General features: G+C 34.5%; 26 protein-coding genes. 21 read left to right on the forward strand and 5 right to left on the reverse strand.

The features are described 5' to 3' along the window. The first annotated feature begins 9 nt into the window (after positions 1 to 9). The 11 genes from C240_RS01360 (at position 10) to C240_RS01410 (ending at position 9,322) form a co-directional block, all read left to right on the forward strand. Positions 10 to 1,131, forward strand: coding sequence for a CAP-associated domain-containing protein (locus C240_RS01360; RefSeq protein WP_271489613.1), 1,122 nt, complete (start codon positions 10 to 12; stop codon positions 1,129 to 1,131). 2 nt (positions 1,132 to 1,133) lie between these two features. Beyond that, the gene (locus tag C240_RS01365; RefSeq protein ID WP_271489614.1) at positions 1,134 to 1,565 is read left to right on the forward strand and encodes a YlbF family regulator; all 432 of its coding nucleotides are present in this window, start codon (positions 1,134 to 1,136) and stop codon (positions 1,563 to 1,565) included. After that, positions 1,555 to 1,905, forward strand: a complete 351-nt coding sequence (locus C240_RS01370) for a YlbG family protein (protein ID WP_271489615.1) — start codon at positions 1,555 to 1,557, stop codon at positions 1,903 to 1,905. The genes C240_RS01365 and C240_RS01370 overlap by 11 nt, the downstream gene beginning before the upstream one ends. Before the next feature lie 103 nt (positions 1,906 to 2,008). Further along, positions 2,009 to 2,572 carry a 16S rRNA (guanine(966)-N(2))-methyltransferase RsmD gene (gene rsmD, locus C240_RS01375; RefSeq protein WP_271489616.1) on the forward strand — a complete coding sequence of 188 codons (564 nt, stop codon included), beginning with the start codon at positions 2,009 to 2,011 and terminating at the stop codon, positions 2,570 to 2,572. Further along, a complete protein-coding gene (gene coaD, locus C240_RS01380) occupies positions 2,565 to 3,065 on the forward strand; it encodes a pantetheine-phosphate adenylyltransferase (protein ID WP_271489617.1) in 501 nt (166 codons plus the stop codon). The genes rsmD and coaD overlap by 8 nt, the downstream gene beginning before the upstream one ends. A gap of 31 nt (positions 3,066 to 3,096) precedes the next feature. Continuing rightward, positions 3,097 to 4,122 carry a SepM family pheromone-processing serine protease gene (locus C240_RS01385; RefSeq protein WP_442896569.1) on the forward strand — a complete coding sequence of 342 codons (1,026 nt, stop codon included), beginning with the start codon at positions 3,097 to 3,099 and terminating at the stop codon, positions 4,120 to 4,122. Positions 4,123 to 4,251: 129 nt separating this feature from the next. Next, positions 4,252 to 4,866: a helix-hairpin-helix domain-containing protein gene (locus C240_RS01390; protein ID WP_271489619.1), complete on the forward strand. Its 615-nt coding sequence runs from the start codon at positions 4,252 to 4,254 to the stop codon at positions 4,864 to 4,866. Positions 4,867 to 5,022: 156 nt separating this feature from the next. Continuing rightward, complete coding sequence (locus tag C240_RS01395; RefSeq protein ID WP_271489620.1) at positions 5,023 to 5,532, forward strand: ComE operon protein 2; 510 nt, start codon at positions 5,023 to 5,025, stop codon at positions 5,530 to 5,532. Further along, complete coding sequence (locus C240_RS01400; RefSeq protein WP_333908782.1) at positions 5,495 to 7,837, forward strand: DNA internalization-related competence protein ComEC/Rec2; 2,343 nt, start codon at positions 5,495 to 5,497, stop codon at positions 7,835 to 7,837. The genes C240_RS01395 and C240_RS01400 overlap by 38 nt, the downstream gene beginning before the upstream one ends. 49 nt (positions 7,838 to 7,886) lie before the next feature. Then, entirely contained in the window at positions 7,887 to 8,918 is a 1,032-nt protein-coding gene (gene holA / locus C240_RS01405; RefSeq protein ID WP_271489622.1) for a DNA polymerase III subunit delta, read from the forward strand. A 17-nt stretch (positions 8,919 to 8,935) separates the two neighbouring features. Then, positions 8,936 to 9,322, forward strand: coding sequence for an ester cyclase (locus tag C240_RS01410; protein WP_271489623.1), 387 nt, complete (start codon positions 8,936 to 8,938; stop codon positions 9,320 to 9,322). A gap of 102 nt (positions 9,323 to 9,424) precedes the next feature. On the opposite strand, the gene rpsT is transcribed toward C240_RS01410, so the two are convergent. Next, positions 9,425 to 9,679 (reverse strand): 30S ribosomal protein S20, encoded by a 255-nt coding sequence (rpsT, locus tag C240_RS01415; RefSeq protein ID WP_271489624.1) that lies wholly within the window; start codon positions 9,677 to 9,679, stop codon positions 9,425 to 9,427. A gap of 280 nt (positions 9,680 to 9,959) precedes the next feature. Between rpsT and C240_RS01420 the strand changes: the two genes are divergently transcribed. The 3 genes from C240_RS01420 (at position 9,960) to C240_RS01430 (ending at position 12,355) form a co-directional block, all read left to right on the forward strand. Continuing rightward, positions 9,960 to 10,937 carry an inorganic phosphate transporter gene (locus C240_RS01420; RefSeq protein WP_271490722.1) on the forward strand — a complete coding sequence of 326 codons (978 nt, stop codon included), beginning with the start codon at positions 9,960 to 9,962 and terminating at the stop codon, positions 10,935 to 10,937. A gap of 75 nt (positions 10,938 to 11,012) precedes the next feature. Next, a complete protein-coding gene (locus C240_RS01425) occupies positions 11,013 to 11,636 on the forward strand; it encodes a DUF47 domain-containing protein (RefSeq protein ID WP_271489625.1) in 624 nt (207 codons plus the stop codon). Positions 11,637 to 11,716: 80 nt separating this feature from the next. Beyond that, positions 11,717 to 12,355 carry an HD domain-containing protein gene (locus C240_RS01430; RefSeq protein WP_271489626.1) on the forward strand — a complete coding sequence of 213 codons (639 nt, stop codon included), beginning with the start codon at positions 11,717 to 11,719 and terminating at the stop codon, positions 12,353 to 12,355. 76 nt (positions 12,356 to 12,431) lie between these two features. On the opposite strand, the gene C240_RS01435 is transcribed toward C240_RS01430, so the two are convergent. Together C240_RS01435 and C240_RS01440 are read right to left on the reverse strand one after the other, a co-directional pair. Beyond that, entirely contained in the window at positions 12,432 to 14,348 is a 1,917-nt protein-coding gene (locus tag C240_RS01435; protein WP_271489627.1) for a heavy metal translocating P-type ATPase, read from the reverse strand. Positions 14,349 to 14,573: 225 nt separating this feature from the next. Continuing rightward, positions 14,574 to 15,404 carry an undecaprenyl-diphosphate phosphatase gene (locus C240_RS01440; protein WP_271489628.1) on the reverse strand — a complete coding sequence of 277 codons (831 nt, stop codon included), beginning with the start codon at positions 15,402 to 15,404 and terminating at the stop codon, positions 14,574 to 14,576. Positions 15,405 to 15,576: 172 nt separating this feature from the next. Here C240_RS01440 and C240_RS01445 point away from each other — a divergent pair, with 172 nt between their 5' ends. From C240_RS01445 to C240_RS01465, 5 genes are all read left to right on the forward strand, one after another. Continuing rightward, positions 15,577 to 16,068 (forward strand): PTS sugar transporter subunit IIA, encoded by a 492-nt coding sequence (locus C240_RS01445; protein ID WP_271489629.1) that lies wholly within the window; start codon positions 15,577 to 15,579, stop codon positions 16,066 to 16,068. A 240-nt stretch (positions 16,069 to 16,308) separates the two neighbouring features. Continuing rightward, a complete protein-coding gene (locus C240_RS01450) occupies positions 16,309 to 17,373 on the forward strand; it encodes a DUF871 domain-containing protein (RefSeq protein WP_271489630.1) in 1,065 nt (354 codons plus the stop codon). Position 17,374: 1 nt separating this feature from the next. Further along, a complete protein-coding gene (gene murQ, locus C240_RS01455; protein WP_271489631.1) occupies positions 17,375 to 18,262 on the forward strand; it encodes an N-acetylmuramic acid 6-phosphate etherase in 888 nt (295 codons plus the stop codon). Positions 18,263 to 18,282: 20 nt separating this feature from the next. After that, entirely contained in the window at positions 18,283 to 19,716 is a 1,434-nt protein-coding gene (locus C240_RS01460; protein WP_271489632.1) for a PTS transporter subunit EIIC, read from the forward strand. Between the two features lie 199 nt (positions 19,717 to 19,915). After that, positions 19,916 to 20,767, forward strand: coding sequence for a MurR/RpiR family transcriptional regulator (locus tag C240_RS01465; protein WP_271489633.1), 852 nt, complete (start codon positions 19,916 to 19,918; stop codon positions 20,765 to 20,767). A gap of 192 nt (positions 20,768 to 20,959) precedes the next feature. On the opposite strand, the gene C240_RS01470 is transcribed toward C240_RS01465, so the two are convergent. Together C240_RS01470 and C240_RS01475 are read right to left on the reverse strand one after the other, a co-directional pair. Then, positions 20,960 to 21,661, reverse strand: a complete 702-nt coding sequence (locus C240_RS01470) for a histidine phosphatase family protein (RefSeq protein WP_271489634.1) — start codon at positions 21,659 to 21,661, stop codon at positions 20,960 to 20,962. 34 nt (positions 21,662 to 21,695) lie between these two features. Continuing rightward, positions 21,696 to 22,322 (reverse strand): MBL fold metallo-hydrolase, encoded by a 627-nt coding sequence (locus C240_RS01475; protein WP_271489635.1) that lies wholly within the window; start codon positions 22,320 to 22,322, stop codon positions 21,696 to 21,698. 254 nt (positions 22,323 to 22,576) lie between these two features. On the opposite strand from C240_RS01475, the gene guaD reads away from it, so the two are divergent. Then, on the forward strand, positions 22,577 to 23,962 hold the full coding sequence (gene guaD, locus C240_RS01480; protein ID WP_271489636.1) for a guanine deaminase: 1,386 nt from the start codon (positions 22,577 to 22,579) through the stop codon (positions 23,960 to 23,962). Then, positions 23,952 to 25,337: a uracil-xanthine permease family protein gene (locus C240_RS01485; RefSeq protein WP_271489637.1), complete on the forward strand. Its 1,386-nt coding sequence runs from the start codon at positions 23,952 to 23,954 to the stop codon at positions 25,335 to 25,337. The genes guaD and C240_RS01485 overlap by 11 nt, the downstream gene beginning before the upstream one ends. The last annotated feature ends 72 nt before the right edge of the window (positions 25,338 to 25,409 follow it).

Here is a 25,409-nt window from a genome sequence, read left to right on the forward strand (position 1 = left end):
GGGAAAAAGATGAAACGTTTTTTAGCTTTCATAGGCGTATTCTTTGTGGTCTTAGTGATTGGCTATTTACAGCCGGTCTTTTTCCCTGCTGAAAAACCCAAACAGGTTGCAGATAGTGGGATGCGTGATGTTTCCCACACTGCATTACCTTATGAAGAAATTGCTACTTCGGGTTTTGCTGAATACATAGGAAAAAAAACAGACGATTTTATCAATCAGTTTGGCGAACCAATTGAAAAACAAAAAACTGGAATGGGTTATGATTTATGGATTTACGGGGAAAAAGACGCTGACTATTTTGAAATCAATGTGCAGGACGAAAAGGTTGCAGTAATTAAAGCGTTCAACAATTCTAAAGAAGTCATTCCATTTTCACTAGGTATGAATTTGTCTGATGTTTCAGAACAAATGACTATTTTTTCAAATTTTACATTTACATATAAAGAAAATGATTATAGCATAGAATTAATGGAAGAAGATATGAATTATCGACCTTTGATAGCATTCGATAATAAAACATTCGCAATTTTATTTTTCGATCATTCAGACGGTAGGTTATCTGCGATTACTTATTTAAATAAGGAATCCTTACTAACTCTTATGCCATATCAAATGGTTGAAGGAGAAGCATTACCAATCCTTATGACTGAAGAGCAGGCAGGCTTCGATTCAGTGAAAAGTAATCATGCCATCCGTATAATTAACCTGTTGAGAATCACAGAAGGTTTACCAACTTATTCTGCAAATACAGAAAGTCAAAGAAATGCTCAAAAACTTTTTGATGCATTAATAAAAAATGAAAAAACGATTCTTTCGTCTGAACGAGCAGAAATTTGGCAATTCAGCAAGGAACAGGCAACATCTCAAGCGATTTTCACTTTAACAAATAACGAATATCAAAAATTACTAAAAGCCGGACAGCTTAATAAAAAAGATGCTACCGGAATGTATACTGAACCAGTTTATGATGCAACTTTTACGATTTTATCGTGGTTTTCTGATTCTTTATACCATTCCCGTTTTGCTCATGATGAAACTGAAAACATTGGCGTTGCCTTCTCTAACGCAAGTATGTTAGTCTTATTACAAGAAAGTGAATCAGAAATATCACAAACAGAGGAAAGTGAATAACAATGATTGTAACCGAAAAACTTTTTGAAATAGAAGATCAAACTGAAAAACTTGTTCAAGCAATTTTGACAAGTGAAAGTATTGAAACTTATAAAATAAATCGTCAGAAAATGCATGCATCAAATGATGTACAAGAAAAGCAAAAACAATTTTTAAGCGCAAAAGATTCATTTGAACGGATTGAGGCTTTTGGAAATCACGCGCCTGATTTTCGGACAAAGCAGCGTGCGGTTCGTCAAGCCAAACGAGCGTTAGACATGAATGAAGAAGTTGCAGAGTTTCGTTTTTCCGAAACATCAGTCCAAACAATTTTGGATTTGGTTGGTATGGCTGTTGCTAAAACAATTTCAGACGATATTAAAGTAGATGCTGGAAATCCTTTCTTTGAAAAAGGAAAACATTCAGGTTGTGGAGGTAGTTGTCATGCAAGTTAAAGAGGAAAAAGAATTTACTATTCAAAAACGCCGTTGTTTAGTTGTTTGGGTTTATAGCTTAAAACAATTAAAGACTTTAAAACGATATGGCTTGATTCATTATGTCTCTCGTCGTATGAAATATGTTGTTATTTACATGAATGAAGAGGATATTGAGCAATCTGAAGAGAAGATTAATGGATTACATTTTGTTCGTAAAGTCGAACGCTCATATCGTCCGGATGTCGAAATGAATTTTGCTGAAAAAATTGGTACAAAAGCTGCTTATCAGTATAAGGAAGAAGAAGGTTTTGAGGTAGAAGAGATTAGTACTCAGATCCGTTTAGCTGAAAACGTGTAAATACTAGATGAAAAATGTGAACGAACTTCAAACATTTTTCATCTTTTTTCTGTATTTTTGTTATACTGTTATAGTTATAAGGAATAAAAAGGAGCGATAATTAATGCGGGTTATTTCTGGAGAATACGGTGGAAGACGATTAAAAGCTTTAGATGGGGATAATACTCGTCCAACAACTGATAAAGTAAAAGAATCTATTTTTAATATGATTGGTCCCTATTTTGACGGAGGTATAGCTTTAGATTTATATGCTGGAAGCGGTGGATTAGCCATAGAAGCAGTTTCTAGAGGAATGGATCAAGGAATTTGCGTCGAAAAAAATGGTTTAGCAATTAAAATTATAAATGAAAATATTGCAATTACAAAAGAACCTGAAAAATTTCTGATCAAAAAAATGGATGCCAACAAAGCGTTGGAAATTCTAAAAGATGAAGGGAAAAAAATAGACTTAATTCTTTTAGATCCGCCATATGCAAAACAGGAAATTACTAACCAACTTGAAAAGATGGTTTCTTATGATTTATTAGCTGAAGATGCTATTATTGTTTGTGAAACAGACAAATCAGTAGAGCTACCTGAGTCAATTGGATCATTGAGTAAAAGACGTGAAACAACTTACGGTATTACTCAAATAACAATTTACAGACAGGAGGAAACCAATGAATAGAGTCGCTCTTTTCCCTGGAAGTTTTGATCCCTTAACAAAGGGGCATCTCAATTTAATTGAACGAAGTGCAACACTTTTTGATAAAGTTATTGTAGGTATTTTTGTTAATACAAATAAAACAGCATTATTCACACTTGAAGAAAAAATAATAATGGTAAAATCATCCGTCAAACACTTAAAAAATGTTGAAGTTATTGTACAAGAGACTAAGTTGACGGTTGAAAGTGCTTCAGAATTAGGAGCTAATTTCTTAATTCGTGGGATTAGAAATGTGAAAGATTACGAATACGAGAAAGATATAGCACGAATGAATCAACATTTGGGCCCTCAATTAGAAACTGTTTTTTTGTTAGCAGAAGAGCCATATGCGCATATTAGTTCAACCTTACTAAAAGAAGTGCTTAAATTTGGTGGAGATGTTTCTATTTACTTGCCTGAAGCAGTTAATGCAGTAATAAATCAAAAAAATCGCGGGGTGAAACCAATTGAATGATGAACATGAAGAGAGATTATCTGTTAAGGCAATATGGCCTTTTGCTCTAATTATTTTTTTAATCATTGTGATGATCGTCCCGATTCCTTATTACATTGAAGGACCCGGCTCAACAGAAAACCTAAAGGAATTTGTCACTGTAGACAACAAAAAAGATTCAGCATCGGGCGCATTTTACTTAACAACGGTTGGTGTTAGAAAAGCAACATTAGGTTCCGCTTTAATAGCTAATTTTTCTGATTTCAAAGAGATTATAAGTAAAAAAGATTTAATGGGAACAAGTAATAGCAGTGAATATGCGCGTATTCAGCAATATTATATGTCATCTTCCAAAAATGCTGCTATTGAACAAGCTTTAAAACTTGCGGATATCCCTTACGAAATGACTTTTAAAGGAGTTTATGTCTTAGCCATAGAAGATAATTCTAGCTTTAAAGATAAAATTTCAGTTGGTGACACGGTTACAGGGATTGATGGCAACACGTTTAAAAGCAGTGAAGAATTTGTAAATTACGTCAAAGAACAAAAAGTTGGGCAAGAAGTGACGGTTAGTTATTTGCAAGATAATGAGCCTAAAGAAGCAACTGGTAAATTGATTGAATTGCCTACTGACAAAAAAGCTGGTATTGGTATTGGTCTAACGGATCACACAGAGATTAATTCTTCTGTACCTGTGGAAATTGATGCCGGCGATATTGGCGGACCTTCAGCAGGATTGATGTTTACCTTAGAAACATATGAACAGTTAACACAGAAAAATATTCGTAAAGGTTATAGAATTGCCGGTACAGGTACGATTAATACGGATGGCGTTGTGGGTAGAATTGGCGGTATTGATAAAAAAGTTGCAACTGCCAATGAAAATAACATAGATATATTTTTTGCTCCGGATGATGAAATTACAGACGAGATGAAAAAAGCTGAGCCAAAAATTAAAACAAATTATGAAGAAGCTAAAGCAGCTGCTGAAAAACTTGGCACGAAAATGAAAATAGTTCCTGTAAAAAATGTTCAGGAAGCTTTAGATTATCTTGATAAGTTGAAAGAAAAAGAATAAAACATATTATGTAGACTTTCCAACTAATGAAACAAGACTGAAATTTAGTTTTGTTTTATTAGTTTTTTTTGTCGAATAATCATAGAAAAACGAAAAAACTGCGTATCTTACATACGAAGGGGGAAAAAGATGAATTATCGTATGTTGTTACAAAGATACTGGCAATACTTGGTCGGTGCAGTTGTTGTACTACTTATTTTGATCTGCAGCATTTTATTTTATAATAAATCAGAAAATGAGGTGAATGAGGAAATAAGTATGGTATCAACCGGATCATCAGAGAGTTTTGAATCAGAATCAATTTCTCAGCAAATTTATGTGGATATTAAAGGCGCTGTTAAAAAACCAGGAATGTATGAAGGAATGCTAGAAATGCGTGTATGGGACGCTGTGATGCTTGCAGGAGGCGTTCGTGAAGATGCTGACACCAAACAAGTGAATTTTTCAGAACGAATTGTTGATCAAATGGTCATTTATGTTCCAACGATCGGTGAGGAAGTTCAAGAGCTTACAAGCAGCGAAGATTCTGAGGATGGGCTAAAAAGTACAACTAACAAAATTAATCTTAACAAGGCTAATGAAGCAGAGTTAACAACTTTAACAGGGATTGGTCAAAAGAAAGCGCAAGAAATTATCCGTTATCGTGAAGAAAATGGCGGATTTAAATCAATTGAAGAGCTAAAAAATATTTCTGGTTTTGGCGAAAAAACATTTGAAAAGCTAAAAGATTCTATTTCTGTTTGACTGTTATGAAGTGAGTAGCAAAAGTATTTGATAAATTTCTAGCACTGGTTCTTGACGAGACTTTTTCTATAATTTACTATTTGTATAACTGAATAGTAATCTATCAACAGCAAAATTATTTTTTATAAAAATATATCAAAGTAAAAGGAGTTAATTATGACATTAGAACGAATTCCATGGGACCAATACTTTATGGCACAAAGCGTCCTATTATCTTTAAGAAGTACGTGTACTAGATTAGAAGTTGGCGCGACGATTGTTAGAGACAAGCGAATTATTGCAGGAGGATATAATGGATCAGTTAGTGGAGATGTGCATTGCATTGATGATGGTTGTTACATTGTTGACGGGCATTGTGTCCGAACAATTCATGCAGAAATGAATGCAATCTTACAGTGTGCAAAATTCGGTATTCCAACAGATGGCGCTGAAATTTACGTTACTCATTTTCCTTGTTTGCAATGTACTAAGATGCTTTTACAAGCAGGAATCAAAAAGATTCATTATTTAAAAGATTATCGAAATGACGAGTACGCACTGGCTTTAATCAAACAAGTTGGTGCAACGGTCGATCAAGTAACCTTATCAAAAAAATATTTTGCTGAATTACAATTAGGAGAAGACGAGATTGCTTCATCTGAAGAAGCACCTCAAACGGACCAATAATTACTGGTTTTTTCCAGCAGTAATTTCTATAGGAACAGTCTTTCTAGTTTTAGAACCTAATTGGCTAGTCGGGATAATTTTGAGTTATCTCGTTTATCGAATATTTTGTTTAGGTAATAAAACAATAGTAGTTATAAGTCTTGTTTGCTCGGGTATCTTTACGTTGCTGAGCTTACACGTGATAACCAGTGAAAAATCAGAGAAATTTATTGAAGAAATTGAAATTTCTGGAGAGTTAACGGTTTTGCCGGATCAATTTAACGTAGATGGTGACCGTTTACAAATCAAAGGTTATTTTCACACAGCTGAAGAAAAGCGAAGAAAAATTATTGCTTTTTATCAATTTACGTCAGAACAAGAAAAGAAGCATTGGCAAATGAAGAACCAAATGCTTAAAATACAGCTCTCTGGTAACTTTGAGACACCAAGCGGGCAAACGAATCTTAATGGTTTTGACTATCAAAAGTTTTTAAGAGAACAAAGGATTTTTCACCTATTATCGATTAACAAAATCGAAAGTATTTCCGAAAAGAAACCAAAAATTTATGAGTTTTTTAGCTGGTTAAGCATTCTTAGGAAGAAAGCCATTGATTACACTCAAAAAACGTTTCTGTCGGATACAGCTCTCTATATAAACACATTAATTTTTGGCTCTAAATCAACTGAGTTTTCACAAAAAGCTGACGTTCTAGCTGACTTAGGAATCTTGCATTTGTTTAGTTTGTCAGGGATGCATGTGACATTTTTTATCGGATGGTTTCGTTATTTTTTCTTAAGAATAGGAGTAACTATTGAACGTTTATTTGGTGTACAGTTACTTTTTTGTTTAGTATATGCTGGGATGACTGGTTTTTCAATTAGTGTTGTAAGAGCATTAGTACAAAGCACAATATCTTTGAGTAATCGGCAATTTAAGTGGTACTTATCCGCGCTGGATTGCTGGAGTATCTCATTAATCATCGTTTTGTTGTTTAATCCGTATTTGTTATTTACTACAGGCGGACAGTTTAGCTACGGGTTATCTTTTTTTATTCTATATGTTCATCCGATTATGGAAAATATTAAAAATAAGTATTTACGACAGTATTGTTTTTCTTTGATGCTGAATATTATGACACTTCCAATAATTGGCCTATCGTTTTTTGAATGGCATTTAACTAGTAGCTTCTTTACGTTTTTATTATTACCAATATTTGAGCGGTTGATTCTTCCGATATTGAGTATTAGCTTGCTTAGTTCATTTTTCATCAAAGTCCCTTTTTTAATTGAAGGGCTAGAATATTATTTCTCGATTCAGCAAAAGTTTTTTGTTTGGTTAAGTCAGAACAGTACATTGAGAATTGTTACGGGTGTTTTTACGCATATCCTTTTTGTAGTAACATGTATGCTATTATTTAGCTTACTGCATTTTCTCTCTAGTAAATCGAAAAAATCATATTTGGTTGGATCGCTACTTTTGTTAATTATGTTTAATAAGTACTTCTCTGTAAAAGGAACTGTTGCATTTATTGATGTTGGGCAAGGAGATAGTATTTTTTTACAAGCTCCGTTTCATAAAGAAAATATATTGATTGATACTGGTGGTAAAATAGCATTTGAAAAAGAAGCGTGGAAAATGAGAAGTAAACAGAAAGCGAATGCAGATTATTCTGTAATTCCTTTTTTAAAAAGCAGTGGTGTGAAATATTTAGATAAAGTACTCATTAGCCATGGAGATGTAGATCATTGCGGAGATTTACTTGAGATTAATAAAAAAATTCCCATTCGTGCACTCTATTATCCTAAAGGTACTGAAAACAAAACTGTATTTAAACAAATACTCAATCAATTAAAAAAAAGTGGAACCAAGTGTTATCCTATTTTGGCAACGACAACACTTAGCCAGGAGTTGAATATACAAATGCTCATGCCCCAGTCATCTGGGTTAGGAGAAAATAAGGATTCAATGGTTTTATATGCTAAGATTGCTGAAAAACGTTTTCTGTTTACTGGAGATTTGGAAAAAGAGGGAGAGCGACAGTTAATAAATTATTTTCCAACATTAGATGTAGATGTACTAAAAGTCGGACACCACGGTAGTAAAACATCGACAGATCCGCTGTTTATTCAAAAAATTTTACCAAGGGATAGTATCATTTCATGTGGGCGCGATAATCGGTTTAAACATCCTCATGATGAAACGTTAGTGACTTTAAAACAGGAAAACGTCACAATTTATCGAACGGATCAACAAGGAATGATCTATTATCAATGGACACCATTTTCTAAAATGTCAGCTGCAAAAACTACTATCAAAGAAGACTAGCATTTATCAATTTGGCGTGATAGGATGATAGAGAGAAATGAGGGGAAAGATGAATTTACAAGAGGTTTTAAAACAAGTTAGACAGCAGCAATTTGAGTCAGTTTATTTAGTACAAGGAACAGAAGACTATTTAAGCGAATTATTTAAAACGGAATTAATGAGTCAATTAATAAAAACAGAAGACGATCAATTTAATTATTCTTCCTTTGATATGGAAGAAGTTTCGCTATCAATGGCCATGGAAGAAGCTGATACAATACCGTTCTTTGGTGATTATAGGCTTGTATTTATTGAAAATCCATATTTTTTAACAGCAGAGCGAAGAACAAATGCAATTGAACACGATATTGATAGTTTGTTAAAATATTTGGAGCAACCTTCACCAACTACAATTTTAGTTTTTTGTGCAAATGTTGAAAAACTCGATGAACGAAAAAAAATAACTAAAGCACTTAAAAAAAAGGCTGAAGTAGTTGAAGTTAATCCAATGGGAGAGCGAGAAGTTCGTCAATATGTTGAGCAAACGATCCAGAGTGAAGGCTACGACATTCGTCCGGAGGCGTTTGATTTATTATTGCTGCTAACGGATTTAAATTTATCTAAAATCATGGGGGAATTACAAAAATTATTTCTGTATGCGTCAGATAATAAGATCATTACATTGAATAGCGTGAAAGAACTAGTGCCAAAATCTTTGGAACATAACGTATTTGACCTAACCAATGATGTTTTATCTGGTAATGGTGAAAAAGCTATCCAATTATATGAAGATTTATTGCTTCAAGGAGAAGAAACAATAAAATTAAATGCAATTCTCTTAACTCAAATTCGGTTGTTCTTGCAGACAAAAATTCTAGCAAAATTAGGCTATCAGCAAGCGAATATTGCTGAAACATTAAAGGTCCATCCATATCGTGTGAAGTTAGCTTTGCAACAAGTAAGGCATTTTGGATTAGAGCGATTGGAAGCAATTTATGACGAATTAGTCGAAAATGACTTTCATATGAAGACAGGTAAGATGGATAAGGAATTACTCTTTGAATTATTTATTTTGAAATTATCTGGTCAAACCTCCAGATAGGAAAAGGTGTGACTGATATGAAGGAAGCTAAACAAATAGTTACTGATTTTTTTGAAAATATACGTTCAGGAAAGAACCTGCAGGCTGCATATGAATTTATGCATCAAAGAGTGATTGCTCATCAGGTCCAATCTGAAAATGAGTATACAGTAGAACGATCCCCTCAAGATTACGTCGATCATGTAAAAGAAATGCAGGACCTTTACGGCAATTTTAAACTGGAAATTCAAGAAATACTAGCAGACGGAAATAAAGTGTATGTTCGTTGGAAACAAACAGGTGAGATGGTAGATGGAAGACGAATTATCCAGATTGCCAGTGCCGTATACTTAGTTAAACAAGAAAAAATTTCTGAATATTGGATTCAAATCGACCGAAAAGGATTAGAACTTCAAAATAATTGAATGATAGTTAAAAAACGTGTAGAGAAACTGTGACTAGTTTCTCTACACGTTTTTATTACTCTACAAAAAAAGCTAACAAAAAAGTTAGCTTTAATGAATTCATTATTTAGCTACTTTTTTGCTTAAGCGAGATTTGTCGCGATTCGCTTTGTTTTTATGGATTAATCCTTTAGATTCAGCCATATCAACAGCTTTAATAGCATCTTTGTGTAACGCATCTACGTTGTCAGCACCAGCAGCAACAGCTTCTTCAAATTTCTTGATAGCTGTACGCATAGCATTTGTTTGAGATGAATTTTTCGCATTCGCATTCGCATTTGTACGTACACGTTTAATTGCAGATTCAATATTTGGCATTTATTTCACCTCCGATAAAATAGGGTCTTACATAGGAAATTCCATATGTAATTCAACACTAATCATTATACCCAATCCAAACGGGCATTGCAATAAAAGATGACAAGTTTTTTTCCTTAACAGTAAAAATGCTCAAATCTCCAAGAAAAAAAGTTGATTCTTTAAGGATTTACATCGAAAAATAAATACATTTTATAAAAAATATGTTATCATAGCAGGGGAAAAATGAAATGGTGGTGTCAATGTGAATATTGCTTTAATTGTAACCGTTACACTAGTGATGGGTGTTATTTTTGTTAATGGCTGGACAGATGCTCCGAATGCAATTGCAACCGCTGTCTCAACACGTGTTCTAAAACCGAATGTTGCGATTGGAATGGCAGTTGTAATGAACTTTCTTGGTGCTTTGGTAATGACTTATTTTAATGCTCAGGTCGCTGAGACGATTAGTAATATCGTTAGTTTTGATGCACAGGGAAATGCTTCTCAGGTTGCTTTAGCAGCGGCATTATTTTCAATTGTCGTTTGGTCAGTAGCCGCTTGGTATTTTGGAATTCCAACAAGTGAGAGCCATGCGCTAATTGCCGGATTGACTGGTTCTGCGATGGCTTTAGGTGGTCTTGGTGCTGTTAATGGTACTGAATGGACAAAAGTCCTTGTTGGGTTAGTTGTTTCCACTGTGATGGGGTTTGGTGGCGGATATCTTGCAACAAAATTAATTGTAATCCTTTTCAAAGGCGTGGCTAGGAGAACGGCCAATAAAGTTTTTACTTATGGTCAAGCATTTGGGGCGGGAGCAAATGCCTTTTTACATGGGGCTCAAGATGGTCAAAAATTTATGGGTGTATTTATGTTGGGGCTTTATTATAATAATTTGGCAGAAAAATCTGGCTCTGGTTTTATTATTCCAATTTGGGTGATGGTTCTTTGTTCTGTAACGATGGGATTTGGAACTTCTGTTGGAGGAATGAGAATCATTAAATCGGTTGGAATGGATATGGTAAAACTGGAACGTTATCAAGGGTTTGCAGCAGATTTAAGTACAGCTATCTGTTTATTTTTAGCTTCTATTTTTGGTATTCCTGTTTCAACGACACATACTAAAACGACGGCTATTATGGGTGTGGGCGCCTCCAAACGTGTATCTAGTGTTGACTGGAGAATAGTAAAAGAGATGCTGATTGCTTGGATTTTAACATTTCCTGGCTGTGGTATTATAGCTTTTGTGATGGCAAAATTATTCGTGGCATTATTTTAGAACTAATCAGGTTTTAGTAAAATGAAAATCACAAAAGATGGAACATCCAATTAATTGGTGAAGGGAAAGAATAAAATGGCTAGAAAAAAACAGTTTGACTATTTTGGTGAGTTAGAGCATCTAGCAAAAAATGCTCATCAGGCAGCAGAAATTTTACAGATGATTACAATTGATTATTCGCTTGAGCTGTTGGAAAATGAAGCTGAAAAAATTCATGAGCTAGAGCGTGAAGGGGATCAAATTGTTAAAAAAATCTTGAGTGAGCTATATATATCATTTATCACACCGATTGATCGTGAAGATATTGTAGCAATTACAGAACGTTTGGATGATGTCTTAGATTCTGTGAACAGTATTGCGTATTTGTTAAGTAGTTTAGTTGTTCAAGAGCTAAAAGAAAATGCACTTATTTTTATCACATATGCTTTAGAAGCAACTGCAGGTGTTTTAACTGCTACCAAAGAATTTGCTAAATTCAAAAATTCAAAAACCTTGCATTTAATGATGGATGAAGTCAGTGAGATAGAAGGCAAAGCGGATAAATTATATAGCGAATCATTGAAAGACTTATTTACAAATGAGCAAAATCCCATTGAAGTAATCAGATGGAAAAATGTTTACGATCAGTTGGAAGAATTGTTGAATGCCAGTGAATCAGTTGTAGATGTAATTGGTGGTTTGGTAATTAAAAATACGTAATTCAAGACAAAAGTGATAGCAGGCTAAAGTCAACTAGGTTGATTAAGTCTGCTGCTTTTCCTTAAATTGGAGGGAATCAAATGAATGAGATTCAATTGGACAAAATTAAAAAATTTACTGAATTAACGTTGGAAGAAGACCAAACAGGACATGGAATGGATCATATCAATCGAGTGGTAAAGTTAGCCGATCAAATTGCAGAAACAGAAAAATGCGATCGTTTTATCGTCCTAGCGGCTGCATATTTACATGATACAGTAGATGATAAGGTAGTTTCAGATTCGGTTGAAGCATATCATCAACTAAAAAAATTTTTAGAAGAAATTAATCTATCTAATCAACAAATTCGGGAAATTATTCAAATTATAAATAATCTTTCATTTAGCAAATCTTTAGATGGAACAGCAGAAGAACTTTCTATTGAAGGGCAAATTGTGCAAGATGCTGATCGTTTAGATGCGATAGGAGCAATAGGAATTGCGCGGACGTTTTACTATGGTGGTTATAAAGGAAATCGCATGTATGATCCAGAAATTAAGCCGAGAGATTTACAATCAAAAGCAGAGTATAGAGAAGATACAACAGTTATTAACCATTTTTATGAAAAACTACTTTTATTGAATAAGACATTAAATATAGCATATGCGAAAAAAATAGGAGCTAAACGTCAAAAATTTTTGGAACTTTTTCTAGATGAATTTTTAGAAGAGTGGGATTAAATTTATTTAGAGGCTGAGAAAAACGGGTATTTTCTCAACCTCGTAATATCAAATAGTAACTTTTAACTATTTATTACTAAATAAATTTTGCGGTTTGTGGATGAGATGATTTCTTTTGTTTCACCTCATTAACAGGAATTGTTTTAAGCATCCTCAAACCGTTTAAAATGACCAATATTGTGCTTCCTTCATGACCGATTACACCTAAAGGTAAATTAACGATTTGAAAGAAGTTAGAAAGAACTAAAAGTAGAATGACGCCTGCAGAAAAGGCAATATTTTGACTAACAATGCGTTTTAATTTTTTTGAAAGCATATGGCTCATTTGTAGTTTTTCCAGATCATTTTGCATTAAAATTACATCCGCAACATCCATTGCAATGTCCGTTCCTTCACCCATCGCAACTCCGATTGCAGCGTTAGCTAAAGCAGGTGCGTCATTTATGCCATCACCTACCATTGCATTCACACCATATTTTTCTTTTTGCTCTTTGATAATTATTGTTTTTTCTTCCGGTAAGCAATCAGCATGGATTTCATCAATTTCTAGTTGTTCAGCTACAGCTTGGGCAGTTTGTTTATGGTCCCCTGTAATCATTGTAGTATGAATACCTACTTGTTTAAAATAGTGAATGCAATTTTTAGCTTCACTTTTCGGTACATCAAGCAAACCAAAATAGGCAATTATTTCCTGATCTTGGAATAAGTAAATAACCGTTTTTCCCTCTTTTTGAAGTTGTTCTATTTTGTCAATTTTTTGTTTATTCACGTCACTGTTTGAGACAAACGAGTTTTTACCGATTCGCCAAGTAATGCCGTTAACTGATGTTTCCATACCAAATCCTGTGATATTTTTTACTTCAAGTTGTTCAGTTAAAGGTCTGACTTCAGCTTCAAACCGTTTTACAATTGCTTGTGCTAGAGGATGGGTAGATTGTCTTTCCATGGCCACTAAGATATTTAACGCTTCAGACTGATTTTCTAAAAAGACAGCATCTGTTACCACTGGAAAACCCTTTGTTAATGTTCCTGTTTTATCAAAGGCAATGGCTTTTAAAGATGCTAGGTTTTCTAAGTAAACACCGCCCTTAAATAAGACGCCATTTTTAGCACCATTTGATATTGCGGCTAACGTAGCTGGTGTAGCAGAAGCAACTAAAGCACATGGTGACGCTACAACCAATAACACCATTCCTCGATAAAAACTTTCATTCCATGACCAGCCTAATAATAAATAAGGAAGCAAAATCATTAGAGGAATAGCGATTAAGACAATTTTTACATAAGTGCCTTCTAATTTTTCAATAAAACTGGCTGTTTGAGAGGGGGTGTTTTGTGCTTCATCAACTAAACGAATGATTTTAGCAAAGAGCGTATCTTCACTATTTTTTGTCACCTTCATGGTAATTGCTTCACCTAGATTAATTGTACCGCTAAATAATTCATCACCTTGACCTTTTTCTACTGGGAGAGATTCACCAGTAAGCGCAGCTTCATCAATTGTTGAAACGCCAGTGACTAATTTTCCGTCAATTGGGATACTTGCGCCTTTAGGAACTAAAACAAGATTTCCAATTTGTAATTTGTTAACAGAAATTTCTGTAGTCTTACCTTGTTCATCTAATAAAAAGGCCGTTTCAGGTTGTAAATTCATCAAGGCTGAAATTTCTTTTTTACTTTTATTTGTTGTGTATTCTTCAAGTGCGCCGCTCAGACAGAAAATGAATGTCAACATTGCGCCTTCAAACCAATTCCCAATTATACAAGCGCCGATAGCGGCTAAAGCCATTAATAAATCGACATTTAAGTGTTTGTTTTCGAAGGTATCAAGCAGACCTTCTGTTGTTTGTTTCCATCCGCCGAATAAAATTGCCAAAACGAAGCTAACTGGATAAAATGCAAAGCCAATTTTTTCCAAAGTAAAACCGATAATCATAAATATTAAGCATAGGATCGTTGATAAAATAGCTTTTTTTTCTTTTGTAAGTTTCATTAAAATCACTCCTCATTTAGAGGATAACACAAATAAATTCTAATTGATAATGGAATATCTTAATTGAGAACGATAGTGATTATCAATTAGAATAACCTTGTTTTTCGGTATTTAATATTTTTTAAAGATTATATTAATTCTAATTAATAGTGATAATCATTATCAATAAAATCTACAAAAAAAACTAAGACAAAAGAAGATAATTTTTGTCTTAGTTTATAAAGATTATGAGAATAGCCAATAACTAATAAGTAGAACACCAAGCACGATTCGATACCAGCCGAAAGCAGTAAAATCGTTTCGCTTCAAATAATTTAGCAAGAACTTAATTACAATAATCGAAACAACAAATGCCACAATCGATCCAGTTAATAAAACTAAGATTTCACTAAAACCAAATGAATTCCCTTTAAGTAAAAATTTTCCGATTTTAAGAAAACTTGCGCCAAACATGACTGGAATACCAAGGAAAAAAGAAAATTCTGTTGCGACAAAACGAGATGCACCAATAATAATTGCGCCTAAAATAGTAGCACCTGAACGTGAAGTACCAGGAATTAACGACAGGACTTGGAAAAAACCAACAACAGCCGCAGCCTTATAAGTAAAATCTCTTAAGTCGGAACATTTTGGTTTCCGATGTTTATTTCTTTTTTCAATAACTATAAATGCAATTCCGTAGACAATTAGCATCAATGATACAGTAAAGAAATTATGAAATTTCGCTTCAAGCCAGTCGTCTAATAAAATCCCGATGATTCCCGCGGGTACACAAGCGACTACGACTTTTGACCAAAGAATCCAAGTATCTTTTTTTTCAGTCTCATTTTTTTGAGGTGAAAAAGGATTTAGTTTGTGAAAGTATAGTACTACAACAGCCATGATAGCGCCAAGTTGAATAACAACGTTGAACATTTCCATGAAGTCTTTACTAAGGTTCATCTTGATAAATTCATCAACTAAAATTAAATGCCCCGTACTACTGATTGGAAGCCATTCAGTCACTCCTTCAATAATTCCTAGAATAATTGCTTTCCATAAATTTGATAAAAGCATAGGTTCAACCCTTTCCAGCTTAAATTAGTAAATCACTAATAGTATACCTTTTAGGCGAAGAAAAACCAACTAACATTTTAGCGCAAAAATAAAAACTTAGATTGATAGTTGTAATTATTCTAAGAATTTTCTATACTGTTACTATTCATGTGTAAATGGAGGAGAAGAAGAAATGTTTGGATTTTTAAAAAAGAAAGAACCAGTTCAGTTAAATAATCATTTATATGCTGTGGCAACGGGAAATCTAATTCCAATCACTGAAGTCAATGATCCAGTGTTTTCACAAAAAATGATGGGTGACGGTTTTGCTGTCATTCCTCAATCGGGAGAAATATATTCACCCATCGACGGAGAAGTACTAAGCGTTTTCCAAACAAAACATGCGATTGGGATGAAAATGACCAATGGGGCAGAAGTCTTGCTTCATATGGGAATCGATACGGTCGAGTTAAATGGAGAACCTTTTTCAATCAAAGTCAGCGAAGGCTCAAAAGTTACACAGGGAACTCAGGTCGCAAATGTTGATCTGGATTCAATTATTGCTGCAGGTAAGGCAGTAGACATGGTCGTTGTCATTACAAATATGGATGTAGTCAAAAAATTTGATTTAACTAAAACCGGACAAGTAACTTTAGGTGATGAAGTTGGTATGGTTGAAGTATAAAGCTAATTTTTATTAGATCATTAATAGTATCCGCTGTAACAGAAGAGATTGTTTCTGTCACAGCTGTTTATTCGGATATAGTGTGTGAAGCAAAACTTGATTTTAGTTTTGTCTCGCACACTTATTTTTTTATCGTAATAATGAAAAATAATTTCAAATAAGATATTATATAATAATTTATGTTGAAATATTATTTCATAAAAGCTATAATAAGTTCGTATTAGGAAGGAGTCGTTGGGAATGTATGGTATTTCAGTTTTTTTAGGAGAAGAAATTACGAACCAGACACGGAATTATATTCAAAAAATGCAGCAAATAGGATTTGAAGGGATTTTCACTTCTTTGCATATTCCGGAAGATGATGCCAGCCTTTATGCAGAAAGATTAAAGGAACTCGGCCGTATTGCTAAAGTAAATCAAATGAAATTGATGGTAGACATTTCTGGAGAGGCATTGATGCGAGCTGGTTTTTCTTTTGAGGATTTAGATGAAATCATAGCAATTGGCGTAACTGGGTTACGTATGGATTATGCGATTTCAAATCAAAAAATAGCAGAAGCTTCTCGAATAATAGAAATAGGATTGAATGCAAGTACCATTACTGAAAAAGATGTAGCAGAGTTGAACTATTATAAGGCTGATTTTACTAACTTTCAGGCTTGGCATAATTATTATCCTCGACCAGAAACTGGTTTATCCAGTCAGTTCTTTAATAGTAAAAATAGTTGGCTTAAAGAAGTTGGGTTTCAAGTTTTTGCTTTTATTCCTGGTAATGGTGAATTAAGAGGTCCACTTGGTGAAGGATTGCCTACGCTTGAAAAACATCGATATACAAATCCATTAGCAGCAGCAATTGAACTAAAAGAAGATTTTGACATTGATGGTATTTATATTGGTGATCCAAGGATTTCTGAAAGAACAAGACTTCAATTTGAAGAATACAATCATAAAAAATTAATTTTAATGGAAGTAGCAGATGTTGGTAGTGACTATTACGAGCTGATTTTAGGTGATCATACGAATCGTCAAGATGAAGCCAGAGATGTTTTACGCAGTGCAGATGCCCGATTTAGAGACAGAGTAACTATTATTCCAGAGAGAGCGCAATCTCGAAATTTGGGTAGCGTCACAGTAGATAATGAATTATATGGTCGGTACATGGGAGAAATTCAAGTTGCTTTGAAAGAACTGCCAGCTGATAAAAAAGTCAATGTAGCAGCCAAAATAGTTAAAGATGATCGCTCTTTATTGAATGTGATAAAAGCAGGATCAGCCTTTAAATTGATAGAGAAGGGAAATTTATAATATGAACTTAGACAAATTAACAACTGAACGAAGAAATCAAGAAACGATGAATTTAGATCAATTAACAGTAAAAGAAGCTTTAATTAAAATGAACCAAGAAGATCAAAAGGTTGCTGTTGCAGTAGAAGAAGCACTTCCGCAGATTGAACCAGTAGTGACTGCAATAATCAGCTCTTTTAATCAAGGTGGACGGTTAATTTATATGGGAGCGGGTACCAGTGGTCGTTTGGGTGTTTTAGATGCTGCTGAATGTGTACCAACTTTCGGAGTTGAACCTGAAATGGTGCAAGGATTAATTGCAGGTGGTCAACAAGCGATGACTGTGGCAGTTGAAGGGGCTGAAGATTCTAAAGAGTTAGGCAAAGAAGATTTAGTCAAAATAAAATTAACAAATAAAGATGTTGTTGTAGGAATTGCAGCAAGTGGACGAACACCTTATGTTATCGGTGGTTTAAAATATGCTGATTCTATCGGTGCGATTACTGCTTCTATTTCTTGTAATAAAGATGCTGAAATTAGTAAATATGCGCAATTTCCAATTGAAGTTGATGCTGGACCTGAATTTTTAACAGGCTCAACAAGATTGAAATCCGGAACAGCACAAAAATTAATTTTGAATATGTTATCAACTATTTCAATGATCGGTATTGGCAAAGTCTACAATAATTTGATGGTTGATGTGAAACCGACAAATGAAAAGCTAGTTGAACGCTCAAAACGGATCATCATGGAAGCAACTAACTGCGATTATGATACTGCAGCAAAATACTTCGTAGCAGCCGATGAAAATGTAAAATTAGCAATTGTAATGTTACTGACAAATTCATCTAAAACAGAAGCAGCAGAAAAATTAATTGCGGGAAACCAATTTATAAAAAACACTATTTAAAAAATGAGGAGGAAATAGTTATGGCAGAAGAAAAAATCACACGTTTAGCAAAAGAAATTTATGAAGAAGTAGGCGGTCAAGGTAACGTCTTAAAACTTCGTCATTGCATGACTCGGGTTCGTATGGATATCCGAGATTATGACAAGGTAAATTTGGAAGCGCTAAAAAATATTGATGGTGTCATGGGTGTTGTTGAAGACGATACACTTCAAGTAGTTATTGGACCTGGAACGGTAAATAAAGTAGCTCAAGAAATGGTTGATATGGCTGGAGTAAAACTAGGAGAGCCTTTCCCAAGTCAAGAAGCGCAATCAGGAAAACAATTAGTAGAAGAAAAAGCTGCTCAAATGAAGGCAGCTCAAAAGGAAAAAAATAAAAATAATTCAGGCTTTAAAGTTGTTTTGAAATCGATTTCTAATATTTTCGTTCCGTTGATTCCAGCCTTTGTTGGAGCGGGAATTATCGGCGGAATCGCAGCAGTAATGTCAAATTTATTAGTTGCAGGTACAATTGGAGATTCTTGGCAGCAATATATTGATGTGTTAAATATCATTAAAAATGGGATTTTTGCTTATCTAGCGTTATACACAGGGATCAATAGTGCCAGTGAATTCGGTGCGACTCCAGCATTAGGTGGTGTTATTGGAGCAGTAACGATGTTAACTGGAATGAATCCAGATGCCCCACTGCCCAATTTTTTAACTGGAGGTAATTTATCAGCAGGACAAGGCGGAATTATCGGCGTTATTTTTGCTGTCTGGTTACTTTCTTTGATTGAAAAACAATTGCATAAAGTTATTCCTGATTCTATTGATATTATTGTAACCCCAACTGTGTCACTCTTAGTAATTGGTCTAATTACAATCTTTTTAATTATGCCCGTAGCTGGATTGATTTCAAACAGTTTGGTCGGTGTAATCAATCTTGTTTTAGAAAAGGGAGGAATGCTTGCTGGATTTACGTTAGGCTTAACATTCTTACCGATGGTTATGTTTGGTTTGCATCAAATTTTAACACCTATTCATATTGAAATGATTAATCAAACTGGAATGACGTTATTGTTACCAATTCTTGCAATGGCTGGAGCTGGTCAAGTAGGTGCTGCGTTGGCTTTGTGGATCCGTTGTAAAACAGATACGAAATTAGTTGAAATGATTAAAGGGGCTTTACCAGTTGGAATTTTAGGGATTGGCGAACCATTGATTTATGGCGTTACGTTACCGTTAGGACGTCCATTTATTACTGCTTGTATTGGTGGTGGTATTGGCGGAGCTGTGATTGGTGCGTTTGGTAATGTCGGATCGATTGCCATTGGTCCAAGTGGAGCTGCCTTAATCCCTTTGATTGCAAATAATCAATGGTTAGCTTATGTTTTAGGTCTTTTAGCAGCATATGCAGGTGGGTTTGTCGCAACATTCTTCTTTGGAATTCCAAAAGATTTACAAGAAAAATAACATTTTATCAATCGTTTATTTTATAAACTGATTTCTTATTTGTAAGTAGTGTTAATTGCTTAAAATGAGAAGTCAGTTTTTTCAATAGCTAAAATTGATTCCATTATTTATAGATTTCTTTTAATGTTTTTTTTAGCTATAATAGTGTCAGTTCATAAAAAGTTTTATGGGATTTCAATTGATAAAGGACGTGAATAACATGCAGCAAAACATTATTTTAACCATTCAAGATCATCTTGGGAATCTACCGGGATCTGAACAGAAAATTGCAGAGTATATTTTAAAAAATACAAATGAAGTTATTAATTTAAGTACACAAGAACTTGCAAAAAAAGCTGGTTCAAGCCCAGCTGCAATTATCCGTTTTTGCCGTTCGATTGAAGTTAGTGGTTTTACAGATTTAAAAATATTACTATCTGCTAATTTAGGTATGATTGATACTGAAATGTATACAGAAGTCGAAAATGGCGAGACGACTGCAGCAATTAAGCAAAAACTACAGCATCGTGTAATCCACGTAATTGAAAGAACTAACGAGCATTTAGAAGATAAAGCCATTGATTTAGCTGTAAATGAAATAGAAGCAGCAGAAATCATCTATGTTTATGGAGTAGGAGCTTCTTCATTGGTTGCTCAAGATATCTATCAAAAATTTACTCGACTTGGAAGAAACGTTTTTTTTAGCATGGATCATCATTTGTTTGCCTCAGCAATTGGAACCAATCATTTAAAAGGTATTTTTATTGGGATTTCAAGTTCAGGTATGAACCAGGAAACTGTTGCATTAGCAGATTTATCCGCAAGTAAAGGCATGACGGTAATTAGTTTGACCGCTGATACAGGCTCTCTTTTAGCTAGTAACAGTGACGTTGTGTTATTAACACCAGAAGGAGAAGAGGCGCCATTAAGAAGTGCTGCGACGGTTTCTCTAACAGCGCAACTATTTGTGGTAGATGTTTTATTTTTTGCATATGCTGCTAAAAATTATGATGAAACGCTGAAAGAAATTCGACATTCTAAAAAGGCTGTTGAAACGGTAAAAAAACGCTGAATTTAAAAAATGAGGCTGAGACAAAAGCGCTTAGCTCCAAGAAATAAGAAGGGATTCACGAAAATTGATCTTCAAATTTTTGTGAATTTCGGCTTATTTCCGAAGGAGCTGCTTTTTTCTCCCCGTTTATTCGGATCTAGTGAGTGAAACAAAACTGATCTTTAGTTTTGTCCCACTCACATTTTTTTACGCTTAATTGTGCAGTGATATTTTTTTACCTTCATCAATATAATGAGTATCATTAACAGTATCAATAGTAAACCTACCATTTTCATAGATAAGCTTAGTCACACTGCCATTTTCTAACCCAATTTGCATTGGCAAAGTATTGTCAATTAAAGAAAGCAGAAATGAAATTGTCAGACCGTGCGAAACAATCATGACATTACCGCCGCCATTTTTTTCTGTTTTATGAGCGATGTCTTCAAAACCAGTCCAGACACGTTCACGAATTTTTTCATAAGGTTCAGCCCAATCAGCGGTATCAGCTGCGATAATAGCATCAGCTAAATCTTTATAACTAATTCGGTTCGTCATCATATCTTCATAATTTTTAAATGCTAATATTCTAGGAACAACTCCCCAAAGCTCGCCATCATAACCGCCATCCAATGAACCAAAACACCATTCTCGAATCCGGCTATCTGTAGCATAAGGAATAACGGCCCCTTGCTTGTGTTCTTGTAAAATAATTCTGGCGGTCTGCATCGCTCGGCCACTATCACTGGAATAGGCTTCTTCAAAATCGATATTTTTTAACCCCATACCTAAATAGTGAATACCAGCTTCACCTTGCTTAGTTAAAGGTGTATCCGACCAGCCTTGCGTTCGTCCAATTGTGTTGAACATTGTTTTACCATGTCTAATGATATACAGCGTTGTTGGTTTAGTCATAAAACATCCTCCTAAAAAAATTATTCAATAAAATTTAGTTAAAAAAAGGATTTGTCTTTTTTTCATGTTCAATTGTTGTCGCATCACCATGACCAGAATAAGCAGGAAATTCGTCTGGTAATGTGAATAGATACGTTTGAATACTGTGGAGTAATTGATTCATATCACCTGTGTGTAAATCTGTTCTGCCAATGCTTCCTTTAAACAGAGCATCACCAGTTATGACAAAATCATCAAAAATAAAACTTACACTGCCAATTGAATGACCAGGAGTGGGAACAACTGAGAATTTCATGCCGCCTAAATCATAACTTTTCATTTCAAATTCTACTTCTGCAGGCTGGACAATAATATCTGCAATGTCATCATGACGACCTAATCCAGATAAGTTTAGAGTAGGATCTGATAACCATTCTTGCTCAAGCGGACTAACATATACTGGGATTTTATAAAGAGAACGAAGCTCTTCAACGGCACCGATATGATCGTAATGGGTATGTGTTAATAAAATAGCAACTGGTGCTTTTCCAGTTTTTTCAATCTGTGTTGAGATTTTCTGCGCTTCAGCACCTGGATCAATAATTAGTAAATTAGTATCATTGTAAATTAAGTAACAATTTTCTTGAATTGGTCCAGTTAAAATCCGTTCAATTTTCAACATATTTATTTAGCCTCCTTGTAAGTTTGAATCTTAATTAAGTATAACCTAATATGAGGAAGATTCAAAAGCCATTAGTATTGATTTTTATTATTTTCATTATAGTCCTTAGTTGGAAATTATCACTAACTAAATTAGTTAATGTTCGTATTTTAATTGTTTTTATGATTATTAAAAACTTTTTTCAATAAAATATAGATTAAATACGAATTATTGTATATAAAGTGTTTTGTATTGTTACGAGAGGGGCGCATGGCATGTTTAAGAATATTGTAAAAGGAACAGGTTTTACAAGTGTAGATCCAAAAAATATCAGAATTCTCGAAAATACACTATTTTGTATTTCAGAAACTGGAAGTATTGCTAAAATAATTCAGCCAAATGAAAAAGATTATGAAGAACTGAGTGAGAGCTATTCGGCTGCCGATAAATTAGTTGAACTGAAAAAAGGGCAGTATATTTTACCAGGATTTGTTGATCTTCATGTCCATGCACCTCAATGGGCTCAGACTGGCACAGCTCTTGATCTACCATTATATGAGTGGTTAAATACTTACACGTTTCCGTTGGAAGCAAAATTTTCTGATCTAGAATTCGCTGAAAAAGTTTATTCTGATCTTGTTTCTCAATTACTGCGCAATGGGACTACGACGGCACTTTATTTTGCTACTGTGCATCGTAAAGCAAGCTATCGTCTAGCTGAAATTTGTAGTGAAAAAGGTCAACGAGGATTAGTTGGTAAAGTTGTGATGGATGATAAAGAACAGAATCCAGAATTTTACCGTGATGACACAGCTGAATCAGCTATTGCAGAAACAGAGCTTTTTATAAAAGAAGTTCAAGCACTAAATAAGCATACGCCACAAGGTGTTTATCCAGTGGTGACACCACGTTTTATCCCAAGCTGTACGGATGAATCTCTTAGAGGACTTGGAGCGCTGGCGAAAAAATATGATGTGCATATTCAATCTCATTGTAGTGAGAGTGATTGGGCACATGAATTTGTCAAAGAACGATTTGGAAAGAACGATGCATTTGCACTGAATGAATTCGGTTTGCTGTCAGAAAAAGCTGTAATGGCGCATTGTGGCTTTTTATCAGATCAAGATATGCGATTGTTTTCAGAAACTGGAACAGCAGTAGCTCATTGCCCAATTTCAAATGCTTATTTTGGAAATGCTGTGACACCCATAGCAAAATTACTCAACGATTACCAAGTTCAGGTTGGATTAGGTAGTGATGTTTCTGGTGGTTTTTCACCTAGTCTGTTTGACAATGTTAGGCAAGCGGTCATCTCTTCAAGAATGTTGGAAGATGGTGTCGACAATAATTGTTGTAGTGAGAAACGTGGTGTGAAAAATTCCAGCATTACTTTAAACGAAGCTTTTTATTTAGCAACAGCTGGTGGCGGCAATTCGTTAAGTATGCCGATTGGTAAATTGGAAGTGGGTTTTGCTTGGGATATCCAAATTATTGATACAAAGAACTTACCTATTTTTTCTGAGGAAGAGTCGTTAGCAGATCTTTTTCAAAAAATACTTTATCTTTCAAGACCTGAAAACATTAAAGAAGTTTGGGTTCAAGGCAAAAAAGTTCATGAAAATACTTTAGGACTAGGAGTGTACAAAGAAAATGTCAGATAACCAAGAAAAGCCATCAAAATTAACTGTAGGACCAAATGATGATCTGTCTTTGGGACAATCAGCACTACTAGGGATTCAACATGTTTTGGCAATGGATGTATATGTTGTACCATTTATTATCGCATCTGTTATTGTTTTAACAACGAAAGAATCTTCTGCGTTAATTCAATCAACTTTTATTGCAGCGGGGTTGGCAACGATTGTTCAATCGTATTTTTGTATGAAATTACCTGTTGCTCAAGGTCCTTCATTTATTCCAATTGGAGCAATTGCGGGGATTTATTTTGCTAATAGCCAAGGCGGAAATGGTTGGGGAACTGTTTTAGGCTCGAGTTTAGTTGGTGCAGTTTTAGTGATTATTTTGGGAATGACTGGGATCTTTAATCGTTTAATTAAAGCTTTTGTGCCGCCTATTGTTGGCGGAACGATAATATTTATCGTAGGTTTGTCTTTAATGCCAGTTGCGTTGAATGATAATGTTTTCAAAGCTTCTGGAGATTTAGGTCAAAATATTTTATTGGCAATAATAGCTGCTACTACATTAGTTGTATTCGCAATGATTGGCTCCCGATTCTCAGGGAAAGGGCGTATATTCCGAATTTCATCCGTTATCTTAGCCTTGGTTTTCGGGTGTTTGGCTGCACAATTTATGGGCATTCTTGATTTTTCTCAAGTAGCGAATGCTCGATTATTTAGCCTACCTCAAGTACCGTTTGTTGATTTTCATTTTTCTTTTGATTTGTCTTCTATATTAACTATGACAATTATTTATATTGTTTTAATGGCAGAAACGACAGGAACTTGGTTTGCGGTTAGTCATGTATGTGAAGAACCTTTGACAGATGAAAATATTAATCGTGGTGTTGTGGGTGAAGGCATCGGTTGTTTGATCTCTTCTGTATTGGGAGCGACACCTGTAACTGGTTATTCCACAAATGCGGGAATTATTTCAATTACAGGAGTAGCCAGCAAAAAAGTATTTGCGGCAGCCGGAGTTTGGTTTATTATTTTTGGTTTTTCAGGAAAACTTTCAACTCTAATTTCTTCAATTCCAGCACCAGTGATTGGTGGTGTTTTTGTAATTGTTTGCGGAATTATTTCGATTAGTGGACTCAAGGTAATTAAAGAAATTGATATCAATGAAAAAGAGATGTATGTTATTGCGATTCCGATGATTCTGACAATTGCTTTAACGTTAATTCCTGAAGAATTTATTCAATCATTACCACAATTTTTGCAATACTTATTTGGTTCATCAGTGGCAACTGCATCAATTGCGGCAATTATTTTAAATCGACTACTTCCATCTGAAAAAAATGAAAAAGTAAGAACTCAAGAGAAACTGGTCGAAGCTCAAGAGATAGAAACAGCGTAAATACAGAGTAGCTAAAAAGTTATTCGCAAAGAACTGCTTAATTTTTTATCTAATTTCCTTATTTTTCGTCAT

Origin of the sequence: Enterococcus sp. 5H (assembly GCF_028128615.1) — a bacterium.
GTDB lineage: Bacteria > Bacillota > Bacilli > Lactobacillales > Enterococcaceae > Enterococcus_L.

Excerpts from the sequence above, each read along its gene's own strand:
- C240_RS01360 (WP_271489613.1), top strand. The coding sequence starts at position 10 with ATGAAACGTTTTTTAGCTTTCATAGGCGTATTCTTTGTGGTCTTAGTG.
- C240_RS01365 (WP_271489614.1), top strand. The coding sequence starts at position 1,134 with ATGATTGTAACCGAAAAACTTTTTGAAATAGAAGATCAAACTGAAAAA.
- C240_RS01370 (WP_271489615.1), top strand. The coding sequence starts at position 1,555 with ATGCAAGTTAAAGAGGAAAAAGAATTTACTATTCAAAAACGCCGTTGT.
- rsmD (WP_271489616.1), top strand. The coding sequence starts at position 2,009 with ATGCGGGTTATTTCTGGAGAATACGGTGGAAGACGATTAAAAGCTTTA.
- coaD (WP_271489617.1), top strand. The coding sequence starts at position 2,565 with ATGAATAGAGTCGCTCTTTTCCCTGGAAGTTTTGATCCCTTAACAAAG.
- C240_RS01390 (WP_271489619.1), top strand. The coding sequence starts at position 4,252 with ATGAATTATCGTATGTTGTTACAAAGATACTGGCAATACTTGGTCGGT.
- C240_RS01395 (WP_271489620.1), top strand. The coding sequence starts at position 5,023 with ATGACATTAGAACGAATTCCATGGGACCAATACTTTATGGCACAAAGC.
- holA (WP_271489622.1), top strand. The coding sequence starts at position 7,887 with ATGAATTTACAAGAGGTTTTAAAACAAGTTAGACAGCAGCAATTTGAG.
- C240_RS01410 (WP_271489623.1), top strand. The coding sequence starts at position 8,936 with ATGAAGGAAGCTAAACAAATAGTTACTGATTTTTTTGAAAATATACGT.
- rpsT (WP_271489624.1), bottom strand. The coding sequence starts at position 9,679 with ATGCCAAATATTGAATCTGCAATTAAACGTGTACGTACAAATGCGAAT.
- C240_RS01420 (WP_271490722.1), top strand. The coding sequence starts at position 9,960 with ATGGGTGTTATTTTTGTTAATGGCTGGACAGATGCTCCGAATGCAATT.
- C240_RS01425 (WP_271489625.1), top strand. The coding sequence starts at position 11,013 with ATGGCTAGAAAAAAACAGTTTGACTATTTTGGTGAGTTAGAGCATCTA.
- C240_RS01430 (WP_271489626.1), top strand. The coding sequence starts at position 11,717 with ATGAATGAGATTCAATTGGACAAAATTAAAAAATTTACTGAATTAACG.
- C240_RS01435 (WP_271489627.1), bottom strand. The coding sequence starts at position 14,348 with ATGAAACTTACAAAAGAAAAAAAAGCTATTTTATCAACGATCCTATGC.
- C240_RS01440 (WP_271489628.1), bottom strand. The coding sequence starts at position 15,404 with ATGCTTTTATCAAATTTATGGAAAGCAATTATTCTAGGAATTATTGAA.
- C240_RS01445 (WP_271489629.1), top strand. The coding sequence starts at position 15,577 with ATGTTTGGATTTTTAAAAAAGAAAGAACCAGTTCAGTTAAATAATCAT.
- C240_RS01450 (WP_271489630.1), top strand. The coding sequence starts at position 16,309 with ATGTATGGTATTTCAGTTTTTTTAGGAGAAGAAATTACGAACCAGACA.
- murQ (WP_271489631.1), top strand. The coding sequence starts at position 17,375 with ATGAACTTAGACAAATTAACAACTGAACGAAGAAATCAAGAAACGATG.
- C240_RS01460 (WP_271489632.1), top strand. The coding sequence starts at position 18,283 with ATGGCAGAAGAAAAAATCACACGTTTAGCAAAAGAAATTTATGAAGAA.
- C240_RS01465 (WP_271489633.1), top strand. The coding sequence starts at position 19,916 with ATGCAGCAAAACATTATTTTAACCATTCAAGATCATCTTGGGAATCTA.
- C240_RS01470 (WP_271489634.1), bottom strand. The coding sequence starts at position 21,661 with ATGACTAAACCAACAACGCTGTATATCATTAGACATGGTAAAACAATG.
- C240_RS01475 (WP_271489635.1), bottom strand. The coding sequence starts at position 22,322 with ATGTTGAAAATTGAACGGATTTTAACTGGACCAATTCAAGAAAATTGT.
- guaD (WP_271489636.1), top strand. The coding sequence starts at position 22,577 with ATGTTTAAGAATATTGTAAAAGGAACAGGTTTTACAAGTGTAGATCCA.
- C240_RS01485 (WP_271489637.1), top strand. The coding sequence starts at position 23,952 with ATGTCAGATAACCAAGAAAAGCCATCAAAATTAACTGTAGGACCAAAT.